We start from the raw sequence: 13,266 nt of genomic DNA, 5'->3' as shown, positions 1-13,266 counted from the left end.
CTCCTGATTTTCTGGCTTGCCAGAGTGGCAGTGAAGTCCCACTACTCATGTCCATGGATAATCTTCTGGGACTCATCATCGCCCTCGTTCTTTTTTTACTTTGGAAAATCGATCTTGCAGCCACTTTGCTCAACCTCAAAGCGCTAAAGCCTGAGCTGCCTGACGAGTTCAACGAAGTCTTCACTCAGGAAAAATACGCCAAGTCACAAGAGTACACGCGTACCAATTCTCGCTTTCACTTAATCGAATCCAGCTTTAGTTTGGCCCTCACCCTTGGCTTCTGGTTCAGTGGCGGCTTTGGCTGGCTCGATCAGTTCCTCCGCGGCTATGAGCTTAGCTCCCTCGTTACCGGTCTTTGCTACATCGGCCTATTAGGCTTCGGCCAGATGATTCTCAATCTACCCTTCAAGGTCTACTCCACCTTCGTGATCGAGGCGAAGTTCGGCTTCAACAAAACGACAGCAAAGACATTCATCATCGACCAGGTTAAAGGCGCTACGCTTTCACTTCTGATCGGCATCCCGATCTTGGCTGCCATCCTCTGGATTTTCAATTCTGTAGAGCACGCCTGGCTCTGGGCATGGATCACGCTGACGGCCATCCAGCTGCTACTCACCTATCTCGCACCAACCTACATCCTACCACTCTTTAATACATTCGAACCCATGCCTGATGGGGAACTCAAGTCTGCCATCAATGAGGTGGCCAAGAAATGTGAATTCCCACTCACCGAAATCCACGTCATGGACGGCTCCAAGCGATCCACAAAATCCAACGCCTTCTTCACTGGCTTCGGTAAGAACAAAAAAATCGCGCTATTCGACACCCTGATCGAGGGCCACAGCACTCAAGGCTTGGTGGGCATTCTCGCACACGAAATTGGCCACTTCAAATGCAAGCACATCATCCAGAGGCTCATCACTGGAATCATCCAGACGGCAGCCATCTTCTTTCTAATTGGCCTCGTCACCGATCCAGATAGCGCGATCGCACAAACCATTTTTCATAGCTTCTACATCGATGACGTGACCCCATACGCAGGCTTGGTCATCTTCTTCATCCTCTTCGCTCCGGTACAATCACTTCTTAGCATCTTTGCCAACATGAGCAGCAGGAAACATGAGTTTGAAGCTGATGCATACGCCGCCAATGCCCAAGGCAGCTCAGAGTACTTGATCGACTCACTGAAAAAACTTTCCGCAGACAATTTGGTGAACCTCACCCCGCACCCCATGGTGGTCTTCATGGAATACTCACACCCGCCCATGCTCGTGCGCATCAACGCATTGCGCGCTCTCAAATTCCCCTAATGACTCAACGCGCGCTTCTGCCCATTGGCATACACATTCACAAAGGAAATGTCCGTAGAGAAGATTTGTTCGGTAGACTGCCCAGCCGTGACGCTGATCTCATAACTTACCGATGTCGTACCACGCTTGCTCTGCACAGCCTTGAGACACAAAATCGCTCCATTCTTCACCGGCTTCTTAAAGGCCACCTCACCCATACCTATGGTCACAAAGTTGGCATCGGGAAAGTCGTTGCTTGCCGCAATATAGCCAAGCTCATCCGCCCAGCTCAATAAGCGCCCACCGAATAGAAACCCATATTGATTGAGGTCCTCAGTGAGGACAAGTCGGTGAGTTTCCATATTTACGATTGCGGTGTTATTTCAATGCGCTTATAGCGCGCATCACTCTTCGGGCTCTGAGTCGCAACCCCCTCGATATCTGTCAATGCGTTGTGCACCACGCGGCGGTAGTACGCATTCAGTGGACGCGTGCGCGCTGACTTGCCTGTAGACGCCACACGCACAGCCAATTCTCTAGCTTTCTCTATCAGCTTTGCTTCTTGTTCACTGCGGTAGTTATCACAATCTACCTTCACTCGCGGGGCATCTGGATAATGTTTATTGAGCGTGCGGTTGAGTAGGTATTGTAGGTCTTCGAGGCGGTCACCATTGCGTCCGATGATCAACTTGGAATCCTCGTACACCACTTGCAGGCAGAGGCCATCATCTCCCTGCTCGCGCTTCACTCCCACCTCAAATCCCAAATGGCCAAGCATCGTCACTAGAATTTTTTCTGCGGCATCCTCCCAAGTCATGCTGGCTAAGCTAAATTCTATCGCTGCGGAGGTCAAAATTATTTCACCAATTTTAACGCCCCGCATGAAACAATCCTCCTCATCGAAGCATCACTGACCACCAGCGGTGTCACCAGAAAGGAATCGGCAAGCAAAGAATGAGGAACATTCATTTACAAGACATGGTACGCTTCCTGCTCCTATGAAATGAATTCCATTCATCTCATCACGCCAGCCATGAACTTACCAGAAATACGCCAACTTAAGATCTTTATCGCACTCGAAGAGACACGCTCATTCACTGCTGCAGCAAATAAAAACTTCATCACCCAGTCGGCAGTATCACATTCAATCAAATCACTTGAAAAGCAGCTCGACTGCGAGTTGATCCAGCGCATGGGCAAACGCATCACCCTCACTCCCTACGGTGAAGTCTTTTTACACCACGCTCGCCGCGTGATCAACGAACTCGAAACCTCCATCACCAAGATCGAAACACTCAAGCACTGGGGCTACACTTCAATCCGAGTCGGGGCCTCAGACACGATCTGTCAGTACGTCATGCCTCAGGTACTCAAGCGCTTCGCCAAGAAACACCCGAAGTGCGAAGTCACCATCGACCTAGGTGACACACTGGAAATGCAAAAGAAACTAGCCCATGGCCGCCTCGACCTCGCAATCGGTATCCACTTAGCTCCAAGCGACAACAACTTCATCTTCACCCCGCTCGCAGAAGATTCATTGTGTTTCATCACAGCCCCAGACCACGATTGGGTGAGCACCCAGACCAACCGCGGCGGCTCCCTCACCGATATCCGACTCATCGCCTACAGTGCTGAGAGTGAAACCATGCGCCTCATCACCAAGCACTTTCACGACAACACCGTGAAATACCGCCACCCCCTCACACTGGGGAATATGGAAGCCATTAAGGAAATGACACAAAATGGTCTCGGCGTCGGCATCATCCCACCATGGGTTGCCCGCAAGGAACTAGGAGAAGGCAAACTCGTCGCACACACGATCTCATCACCTGCCCCCAAGCGGAACTGGGGCGTCTTCTCTAACAGCGGCAAAACCTTCTCACTTCCCGAAGAAGAATTCATCACCATCTGCCGCGAAGAACTGAATAATGCGATTCATAAAGGACGTGAACTAAACCACGCATGAATCCAACTCATCACTGACTCCCTTTAAAGTAATCAACCAAGCCAAAACTTGGCACAACAATTGTTACCAACTCAATTGCTATGAAAAAACACATACTACTACCACTAGCAGCTGCTCTCCAGACATCTGCAATTGCTGGTCCAGCACCAGTTGTTGAAGCACCATCCGCTGAAGAGCCATGGTACAAGTTTAAGTTCAGTGCTCGTGCACGTATCGAACAACGCAACCAACAAGGTCTCGATAACTCATGGGCAGGTACCGTTCGCGTACGCCCTGGTTTCCAAGTAGGTAAAGACGAAGGCTTCGCAGCTTACGTTGAGTCTGAGCACACACTTGCATTCATCGATGACTACCAAGTAGGTACCCCGCAATCCGCAATCCTCTCTCCATACACAGCAGGCAACACGCCAATCGCTGACCCTGAAAACAACGAGCTCAACCAGCTCTACGGTCAGTACAAAGGCCACGGCGCTCTTCTCCGTGTTGGTCGTCAGCGCGTCATTTACGACAAGGCAGCCTTCATCGGTAACGTTGGTTGGAGACAGAACGAACAAACACTCGACGCAGGTCTCCTCGACTACAAGCGCGACGCATTCACCTTCAAATACGCATACGCTAGCCGTGTGAACCGCATCTTCGGTGCTGACGCACTCGGTGCTGTCAGAGCCCTCAAAGGCGATGCACACCTCTTGAATGGTTCCTACAAGTTCGGAGACCACAAGTTCACTGCATACGGATACCTCATGGATTTCTCCGAGCAGCAGTTCGCCCGTGCAAGCAGCAACACCTACGGTGGTGCATTTGACTTCGGTCTCGGTGGCGGCAAGCTCCACACAGAGTTCGCTTACCAAACAGAAGCTGGCAACCAAGCGAGCTATGAGGACTACTACGGTCACCTCTTCTACGGCAACAAAGTTGGCAAGGTAAGCTACAAGCTCGGTGCTGAGTACCTCGGCAAAGACACAGTCACTCCTCTTGCCACAGTGCACGCATACAACGGTTTCGCTGACGTATTCATCGCAGACCGTCTTGGTCTCACTTCTGGTTCCGCTCAGTGGGATGGTCTAACAGACCTCTACGCAATGGTTGGCACCAAGGTACCTGGCGGCGTAGCACTCAAGGGATTCGTTCACGGATTCTGGGACAAAGATGTGGACCAGTTCTACGGTTTTGAATTCGACGCAGTAGCTGCTAAGAAGCTTACCGACGACATCAAGGCAGTGGCAAAGTACGCCTACTTCTTTGGAGACAACGACGCTACCAACAAGTTCAGCAACAACGTTTCTCAGTTCTCTGTTGAACTCAACTACACCTTCTAATCACTGATCTCAACGACTCAGATTGATTAACTCAACTCAAACGGTGCATGAACTCAGTTCATGCACCGTTTCTATTTGTGGCACGCCCCATGCTGAGTAAGAGCCAACACCAACACACAGTTTTATGAAAAAAAGAGTTATCGTAGTAGGAAACGGCATGGTCGGATACAAGTTCTGTGAAAGGCTTGTAGAAAAAGACACTGAAAAGGAATTCCAGATCGTGACGTTCTGCGAGGAGCCTCGCCCTGCATACGACCGTGTGCACCTTTCCGAATACTTCACTGGCAAAACTGCTGAAGACCTCAGCATGACCCACTTTTCCTGGTACCAAGAAAATGATGTAGAACTCCACATCAACGACAAGGTGGTCAGCATCGACAAAGAAAACAAGACAGTCACCAGCTCCCAAGGTAAAGTTCTTGAATACGACAAGCTCGTGCTCGCCACAGGATCCGCACCGTTTGTACCACCAGTTCCCGGCATCGACAAAGAAGGTGTGTTTGTCTACCGTACCATCGAAGACCTCGACGACATGCAGGCATTTGCCAAGCAAGCAAAAAGCTGTGCTGTCATCGGTGGTGGCCTACTCGGTCTAGAAGCAGCCAAAGCAGCGCAAGATCTCGGCATGGAAACTCACGTGGTAGAATTTGCCCCACGCCTCATGCCACGTCAGCTCGACAATCAAGCAGGCCTGCTACTCAAGGGCATCATCGAGGACCGCGGCATCAAGGTACACCTCAGCAAATCCACCTCCTGCATCACAGGTGATAAGTCGGTGGAAGCCATGCAATTTGCAGATGAAACAAGCCTCAGGGTAGACATGATCATCGTCTCTGCAGGCATTCGTCCACGTGATGAGCTCGCTCGCGAATTTGATCTCACCGTGGGGCCGCGCGGTGGTATCGAAGTCGATAGCTACCTCCTCACCAGCGATCCCAACATTTTTGCTATTGGTGAATGCGCTCTCTACGAAGGCATGATCTATGGCCTTGTTGCTCCTGGCTACCAGATGGCGGACGTTGTTGGCGAACTCCTCATGGGCCGTGAAGCCACCTTCACCGGAGCTGACATGTCCACCAAGCTCAAACTCATCGGTACGGATGTCGCCAGCTTTGGCTCCATTGAAGCTCCAGAGGGCTCCAATGCACGCGAAATCGTGGTCAACGACAACCACACCAAACAGTTCAAGAAACTCGTCGTCAGCGAGGACGGTAAGAAACTCCTCGGCGGCATCCTCGTAGGTGATGCCAGCGCCTATGGCTCACTCCACCAGATGTACATCAATGAGATGGAAATCAAAGGTGACCCGTTGCAGCTCATCCTTCCAGCATCCGATGGCGAACCCGTTGGAGCTGGTGTGGGCGACCTCCCAGACTCCGCTCAAATCTGTTCCTGTGAGGCAGTCACCAAGGGCACCATCTGTAGCGCCATCGAAAATGGCTGCACCTCTGTAGGTGAACTCAAGGCCTGCACCAAAGCTGGTACTGGTTGCGGTGGCTGTGTGCCACTCATGACTGACCTCTTCAAAACCAAGATGAAGGAAATGGGTGCCGAGGTGAACGATCACCTATGTGAGCACTTTGAAATGTCTCGCCAAGAAATGTACCAAGTCGTCCGCGCAACAGGGATCAAAACCTTCGACGAACTACTCGGAAGACACGGCAAAGGGGGCATGGGTTGTGAGATTTGTAAGCCCGCTGCGGCATCTGTCTTTGCCTCGGTCTACAATGACCCAATCCTCAATAGCTCACGACCACTTCAGGACACGAATGATGCCTTCCTCGCAAACATCCAACAGGATGGCACCTACTCGGTGATTCCACGTATTCCTGGTGGTGAAATCACCCCAGACAAGCTCATCGTCATCGGCGAAGTTGCCAAGAAGTACAACCTCTACATGAAGCTTACTGGCGGCCAACGTATCGACCTTCTCGGAGCACGCGCTCACCAGCTTCCTGATATCTGGAAAGAACTCATCGATGCAGGCTTCGAATCAGGCCACGCCTACGGCAAGGCCCTACGTACCGTCAAGTCCTGTGTGGGCTCAACTTGGTGTCGCTTCGGAGTGCAGGACTCAACCACCCTCGCCATCGATCTCGAAAAACGCTACCGCGGTATTCGCTCACCACACAAACTCAAGTCCGCCGTATCTGGCTGTACCCGCGAGTGTGCTGAAGCACAATCGAAAGACTTCGGCGTCATCGCCACGGAAAAGGGATGGAACCTCTACGTCTGTGGTAACGGCGGCATCGTGCCACGCCACGCAGACCTCTTCGCTACCGACCTCGACCGCGAAACCCTCATCAAGTACATCGACCGCTTCCTCATGTACTACATCAAGACTGCGGACAGACTCGAACGTACCTCCACCTGGATGACCAAACTCGAAGGCGGCCTCAAGCACCTCCAAGACGTAGTCATCAACGATTCACTTGGCATCTGCGATGAACTTGAAGCTCAAATGCAGCTCCTCGTAGACAACTATGAGTGTGAGTGGAAGAATGCTATTGAAGACCCAGAGAAACTCAAGCGCTTCAAGCACTTCCAAAACACGGACGATGTCGATGAAACCGTCGAATTCGTCGACCTACGTGGCCAGATCTGCCCCGCTCGCCTCAACGAATCAGATGAAAAAGAATCTGGTGAACTCGCTAACGCATAACTCAAACTTTAGAACGTACTATGATCACTAAAGAAACAACTTGGACAAACGTGGGACCAAGCTCCAACTTCCCACTGCATCTCGGTGGCTGCGTCAAGGTAGGTGGCAAACAAATCGCCATCTTCCACCTCTCTACCGAACAAAAGTGGTACGCAGTCCAAAACTTCAACCCACAGAACCAACGCATGGTTCTAGCGCGTGGGCTCACTGGCGATGCCGATGGCACACCAATCGTCATTTGCCCACTCCACAAATACCGCTACGCTTTGGACACTGGAGCATGCCTCACGGACGATCAGTTCAGCCTAGAGACATTCCCAGTCAAAGAAGTAGACGGCGAACTCCTTATCGAAGCATAAGAACGAACATAAAACTGTTGTATTATTAGTGGACGGGCGATCAGCCCTACTGATCGCCCGTTATGCTTCTACTCTCTCGGCAGGAGACGAAAAACGGCCAAGGTTTCCACCTTGGCCGTTTGTTGCACAAAGAATCCTTCTTCCTAAATTAGCTCTGAAGAAATCCTGTGAGCGGGCTAGTGGCTGAAGCAGTATTGCAAACTTCAGGTAATCCCATCTCATAGGCTGCGCGACCCGCCTCTACAGCATGCTTAAAGGCCAGCCCCATACGAACGGGATCACTGGCAATCGCAATCGCAGTATTCACCAAAACAGCATCAGCACCGAGCTCCATCGCCTCGGCTGCGTGTGATGGTGCCCCTATACCAGCATCCACCACCACTGGCACAGTCGCTTGGTCCACAATGATTTGAATCTGGTCGCGAGTAACCACTCCCTTGTTTGAACCAATCGGCGCCCCGAGTGGCATCACTGCGGCAGTACCCACCTCCTGCAAGCGCTTCGCCAAGACTGGGTCAGCATTGATATAGGGTAGCACCGTGAAGCCTTCCTTCACCAACACCTCAGCTGCTTTCAAGGTCTCGATCGGATCTGGAAGTAGGTAGGTCGGATCCGGGTGAATCTCTAGCTTCACCCACTTCGGCAGCCCAGCAGCCACTGCAAGACGAGCCAAACGCACTGCTTCCTCAGCATCCATTGCACCACTCGTGTTGGGCAACAGCAAGTACCTCTCGGGATCAATGAATTCTAGAATATTTGCATATGGATCATTCCCGCCACTGAGGTCAGCACGGCGCAATGCCACCGTGACAATCTCGGTGCCTGAGGCATCCAGTGCCTCCCGCATCATCAGGTTAGAAGGAAATTTCCCAGTACCTGTCATGAGGCGTGATTCAAAGCTACGATCAGCGATTACGAGTGGTTGATTAGTCATGGATGCTCAATACTTAGTTGTCAGATGATTCTGACTGAAATGAAGGATGGTTGCGCTTACCCTTGGTAAGCAAATGCTGGAACCCCTTGGATACCTAGCCCCGTAATGCGGAACAATCGGCCAGCGTGGTCTTCGACTTCTGACTTGTGCACGCCAGTGGTCACATAAAGCTCATCCAAGTTCTCACCACCAAAGGCACAGGCAGTAGTCTCCAGGCAGGGGATCTCCACACGGCTCAGTTCTTCGCCGGATTCAGGACAGAAGCGTGCCACACAAGCACCATGACAAAATGCCACCCAAAGCTTCCCCTCGGCATCAATCGTCATGCCATCTGGCGAGGAATCTAGATGCTTGGTGTCAACCACCTCACGCAGGTTGCTCAAGTGGCCCTCGGCGTAATCGAATGCCAAAATTTCGCGGCGCGGCGTGTCGATGTAATACATGGTCTTGCCATCGAGTGACCAAGCCAAGCCATTGGAATTCGTCACCGGTCCAAAGGCCTCTGAGAGTTCACCCTGCTTATCGAGCTTATAAAGTCGCGCATCCCCCGTCTTCTTCACCAAAGAAATTGTCCCCGCAAAGAAATGCCCATCAGGCGAGCATTTCCCGTCGTTGAATCGATTGTCTGGCTTTTCTGGCTCGGGATCCGCAATCGCTTGCATCTCGCCTGCTTCACTTAAAAAATAGAGTCCATTGTCACCCGCGATCAAAAAACCACCAGATGTTCTGGGAACCACCGTACCCACGCGCTCACCCACCGGGATTTCCAATTCCTCACCAGTGGATGGTGAATACTTGATCACCTTGTGCGCTTCGATGTCTACATACAACAACGAATCCTCCCACCAAATTGGGCCTTCACCCCAGGTTGCACGGTAGTTTCCTATAGGTTCAACAGTCATGCCATTCACATACGAGCATCTGCTGACTTTGTCCAGTGAGCATTGATAGAATGACGTTGCAGAATTGGTCAGGATCTACTCATGATTCGCTGCGTTACCGAGCCAAGTTTCATCAACTTCAAATTGAGCCTATCTTGCATCCCTTTCCTCGGTAATAACAAAAGAATCAAAAATGGTACCGCCCAGTGGCTGCTGCGCACCAAAAGCTCAGCGCCCCAGCGGTCGAGTCCGTACCAGTCTAGTGAGGCACTGCAGAATACGTAAGGCCGCGCCAGAGCCGTCACGGCACCCCAGAAAATCATGTAGTACAGCCCCAACTTTCTCAAGGGAGGGATCCACAAAACAACACAGGCCACCACAAAATCCAACCATCCAGCAAGCATCAAAAAACTGCGGGCTCCATCCTCGTCCAGCGGCAAGATAGCCATCGTCATATTGATGAAATGCGCCGGTACTGGATGGAAGTCCGCGGCATAGAGACCGTGGCCAGCAAAACAACAAAACACGAGAAAACACGCAAACCAACCAGCAACACGGTCTTTGAACGGCCACACGAGATTCAGCCACAGCAACAGTGGCACTCCCACCTGCAGCGCATGCTCTACCAACATTCCCAGTTGATGATGGACATCCACATAGCTACTCCAAGTATCGATCAACATGATCACACTCGCAAGCGGTAGAACGATCAACAAAAGCGCTCTCAGGCGAGAGAAAGCAAAACAGGCCAACAGCCCAGCTAGCATCAATCCAACCCCAATTCCTTGCGTCAATACTGTGATCGCCTGATCCGAATGCGCCACGTATTGCTGCCAATCCCCCCCCAGAAGGCCTTCCACGATCGGAGACATACTCTCCTCATTCCATAGAAGCCCCCGCACATGACTCCCCCATCGGAGAATCAAGTAGCCTCTGCTCAGCAAGGTGACGCCGACTACCAACTGCAGTACCACCGTCCAAATCGTTCGTAATTGGTCGTTGAGACTGCTCTCTTCCCCTTGGCAAATCTTGCCTTGGAACAATAGCGAATTTGCTTCCCCTCTTTTGCTGCGGTTTTTCACTCTACTGATTGGTTGTACCAGAATTCATATGGTAAACTCGCAGAGGGTAATCGATATCCACCAAATATATGATTTCACGATATCTATATCATTGGCATATTATTAGCAAGATTGTAGATGTGAAATTTTAGTCATTATCGGCATTAATCTCCATCACCTTGCCCCCCTTGGCATTCCATTCCACAAGCCCACGGGGCGATTGGAAGTCGCCAAGATGACGTACCGAATCAATCCCTTCGGCTCCTGATTTCGTCAATACAACAGTCTTCAATGCAATCTTTTCAGGGCTCACTTGCACCCAATCAAACCCATAAAGCATGGCGCAATCTAAAGTCCACGATTTACCATCATTGGCTTCGCGTAAAGGAGCTCCCCAGCTTCCCTCACCTGAGTACACGGTAGCATTTGCGTCATTAGGCTTCGCCATGAACCCCTCCTCCCCGCTCGTACTCGGGACGAGCGGCTGCGTGCGCTTCAAGCAATGCGAGTCTGATTCGAACACCAAGTCCATCCCATGCTGGTAAAAGAGCTCCGCCCACTGATAGGTATTGTCCCCTTCCTTCTTCTTGGCCACATGCGGACGCATCGGCTTGTGGTAGCCAGCCACCAAGAAATTCACCTGCTCAGCGTGGGTTTCGAGGTCCGCTTTGAGCCAGTCACCTTGCTTACCCATCGCCGGAATTTCAGAATTCAGCGCGTAGTAACGCATCAAATTGCCCGCCACATTAAAGGAGAAGTAGCTCCCTTTGGGGGTATCAAATTCCTGGGTCATGACGCCACGCTTGTTCTCATGATTGCCTCGATGCGGGATGATCGGCACCATGCGCCCATCCTCATCAATGGTAAGCTGCCAGTCTGTGAACCAAGTGTCCCATTCCTCATCGCTCGGGACATTCACCATGTCGCCCGAAAAAGAAACGCAAAGCGGCTTGAGCTTCGCCACCAGTTTATTCAACTCTTGGCGCGTCCAACGATTGCTGCGCGAATCTCCACCATTGATGAATGTGAAAGGCTGAGCTTTAGCCGGGGCAGTACGAAACTTGAGCCTACGACTCACCTCTTCACCCTGCACCACCACATAAAAATACTCAGTATCTGGACGGAGCCCGCGGAGTGTCACAAATTGGTTACTCCCATCATGAACCTCCACACGACGCTGTGCCTCGATACGCTCTGAATACTTGCGAAATTCGTCACCATGGTCCTCACTACCGTAGTACACTGCCGCAGCTTCACCACCGCTCTGGAACCATCCAAGCGTGGCCACGGACGAAGGGTCTTCCATCCACATCAAACGATGCTTAGATACCTCAGCCGCAATGGCCAATGGCATGCAAACCAGCGTTCCGAGAAGACCCACACAAAGTAGCTTTTTCATAATAACTAACAAGCTGCTGCAGAGGCTGCGTCTTGAAAAGACAGAAATTTGCAATTTCTTAAGAATCTAAGTCATTTATTCTTTCATAATAAGAAAAATCAGCCTACTTCCCTCATATGTCTTTCAAAGATCTAGGACTCGCAGAGCCAATCGTACAAGCTGTGACTGAGGCGGGTTATGAAAACCCTACCCCAATTCAAGCGCAGGCCATCCCACTCGTACTGGAAGGTCGCGATGTCGTAGGTGCCTCACAAACAGGAACCGGAAAGACCGCCGCTTTCGCACTCCCGTCACTTTCAAAGATCTCTGCACTTGGCACACCACAGATCCTTGTGCTTGAGCCGACTCGCGAGCTCGCACACCAGGTGGCCGAGCAATTTGAAGCATACGGCAAACACACCGGCTGCAAAGTCGCTCTCCTCTATGGTGGTGTCGGCTACGGAGAACAAACCGACAAACTCAAAAATGCAGACATCGTCGTCGCCACTCCCGGCCGACTCGTCGATCATTTCTTCCGCGGCACCATGCGCTTCGGCTCAGTCAAAATTTTGATTTTGGACGAAGTCGATCGCATGCTCGACATGGGCTTCCTTCCCATCGTTCGCAAGATCGTGAACCTCTGCCCGTGGAAGGCCTCGGACAACAAGCCACGTGAAGAACGCGAGGAAAAATACAAGTTAAAGGAACTGCCTGACCGCCAGACCTTATTCTTCTCGGCTACCATGCCACCGGCGATCCAAGGGTTTGCTAATTTTTGCTTAGACAACCCAGCTGAGATCGAAATCGCGCGTCGAGAAGTGGCTTCCACCATCAAGCACGCCTTCTACCCGGTTTCCATGGACCAACGTGACGACCTCATTGTCGAGTTGCTGAAGCAATCAGAAACTCAATCCGTGATGGTCTTCACCCGCACACGTAAAGAAGCTGATACTGTTTGCACGCTTCTCAACGAAAAACTAGATGCCAACGTCACGGCAATGCATTCAGACATTGGTCAGAAAGACCGCATGAAAGCCCTCGCTGGCTTCAAAGATGGCACCTACGATATCCTAGTTGCCACTGACGTGGCTGCACGAGGCATCGATATTTCTTCTGTCTCACACGTCATTAACTACCGAGTTCCTGAGAACGCGGAAGACTACGTCCACCGTATCGGCCGCACTGGCCGTGCCGAATCCGAGGGCGACGCCTTCACCATCCTCACTGCCGACGAGCTCGACTACGCAAACTCTGTGGAAAACTTCATCGGCAAGAAAATCGAACGTAAAAAGTTAGAAGGCTTCAACTATAAGTACACCGCTCTGCTCGACGACAAACCAGCAAAGCCGGTGCGCAAGAAGCGTCCACCAGCACCAAAGCGCCGCCGCCGCTAATAGATCGAATTTCAAACTTCCAA

12 protein-coding genes are annotated in these 13,266 nt (G+C 51.5%); 6 read left to right on the top strand and 6 right to left on the bottom strand.

Annotated elements, in window-relative coordinates:
- Window positions 1-47: 47 nt before the first annotated feature.
- Window positions 48-1,310 (top strand): M48 family metallopeptidase, encoded by a 1,263-nt coding sequence (locus F454_RS0101455; protein WP_033367191.1) that lies wholly within the window; start codon window positions 48-50, stop codon window positions 1,308-1,310.
- Here F454_RS0101455 and F454_RS0101450 read toward each other — a convergent pair.
- Both F454_RS0101450 and F454_RS0101445 read right to left on the bottom strand, forming a co-directional pair.
- Window positions 1,307-1,651, bottom strand: coding sequence for an acyl-CoA thioesterase (locus tag F454_RS0101450; RefSeq protein WP_018968842.1), 345 nt, complete (start codon window positions 1,649-1,651; stop codon window positions 1,307-1,309). The two genes, F454_RS0101455 and F454_RS0101450, sit on opposite strands and share 4 nt — an antisense overlap.
- Before the next feature lie 2 nt (window positions 1,652-1,653).
- Complete coding sequence (locus F454_RS0101445; protein WP_018968841.1) at window positions 1,654-2,106, bottom strand: Jag family protein; 453 nt, start codon at window positions 2,104-2,106, stop codon at window positions 1,654-1,656.
- A gap of 216 nt (window positions 2,107-2,322) precedes the next feature.
- On the opposite strand from F454_RS0101445, the gene F454_RS0101440 reads away from it, so the two are divergent.
- From F454_RS0101440 to nirD, 4 genes are all read left to right on the top strand, one after another.
- Window positions 2,323-3,255 (top strand): LysR family transcriptional regulator, encoded by a 933-nt coding sequence (locus F454_RS0101440; RefSeq protein ID WP_169334282.1) that lies wholly within the window; start codon window positions 2,323-2,325, stop codon window positions 3,253-3,255.
- Window positions 3,256-3,335: 80 nt separating this feature from the next.
- On the top strand, window positions 3,336-4,574 hold the full coding sequence (locus F454_RS0101435) for a hypothetical protein (RefSeq protein WP_018968839.1): 1,239 nt from the start codon (window positions 3,336-3,338) through the stop codon (window positions 4,572-4,574).
- Window positions 4,575-4,698: 124 nt separating this feature from the next.
- Window positions 4,699-7,236 carry a nitrite reductase large subunit NirB gene (nirB, locus tag F454_RS0101430; RefSeq protein WP_033367152.1) on the top strand — a complete coding sequence of 846 codons (2,538 nt, stop codon included), beginning with the start codon at window positions 4,699-4,701 and terminating at the stop codon, window positions 7,234-7,236.
- Window positions 7,237-7,256: 20 nt separating this feature from the next.
- Window positions 7,257-7,595 carry a nitrite reductase small subunit NirD gene (nirD, locus tag F454_RS0101425; protein WP_018968837.1) on the top strand — a complete coding sequence of 113 codons (339 nt, stop codon included), beginning with the start codon at window positions 7,257-7,259 and terminating at the stop codon, window positions 7,593-7,595.
- Between the two features lie 148 nt (window positions 7,596-7,743).
- Here nirD and F454_RS0101420 read toward each other — a convergent pair whose 3' ends face one another.
- From F454_RS0101420 to F454_RS13750, 4 genes are all read right to left on the bottom strand, one after another.
- Window positions 7,744-8,529, bottom strand: coding sequence for a thiazole synthase (locus F454_RS0101420; RefSeq protein ID WP_018968836.1), 786 nt, complete (start codon window positions 8,527-8,529; stop codon window positions 7,744-7,746).
- 56 nt (window positions 8,530-8,585) lie between these two features.
- Window positions 8,586-9,431: an SMP-30/gluconolactonase/LRE family protein gene (locus F454_RS0101415; RefSeq protein ID WP_018968835.1), complete on the bottom strand. Its 846-nt coding sequence runs from the start codon at window positions 9,429-9,431 to the stop codon at window positions 8,586-8,588.
- Window positions 9,432-9,499: 68 nt separating this feature from the next.
- The gene (locus tag F454_RS0101410) at window positions 9,500-10,282 is read right to left on the bottom strand and encodes a hypothetical protein (RefSeq protein WP_156817072.1); all 783 of its coding nucleotides are present in this window, start codon (window positions 10,280-10,282) and stop codon (window positions 9,500-9,502) included.
- 337 nt (window positions 10,283-10,619) lie between these two features.
- Entirely contained in the window at window positions 10,620-11,870 is a 1,251-nt protein-coding gene (locus F454_RS13750) for a purple acid phosphatase family protein (protein WP_018968833.1), read from the bottom strand.
- 116 nt (window positions 11,871-11,986) lie between these two features.
- On the opposite strand from F454_RS13750, the gene F454_RS0101400 reads away from it, so the two are divergent.
- On the top strand, window positions 11,987-13,243 hold the full coding sequence (locus tag F454_RS0101400) for a DEAD/DEAH box helicase (protein WP_018968832.1): 1,257 nt from the start codon (window positions 11,987-11,989) through the stop codon (window positions 13,241-13,243).
- Window positions 13,244-13,266 lie beyond the last annotated feature (23 nt).

Source organism: Rubritalea marina DSM 17716 (assembly GCF_000378105.1).
GTDB classification, from domain to species: Bacteria; Verrucomicrobiota; Verrucomicrobiia; order Verrucomicrobiales; family Akkermansiaceae; genus Rubritalea; species Rubritalea marina.
Note: the sequence above shows the minus strand (reverse complement) of the source record. Positions and strands in the feature narration are given on the sequence as shown.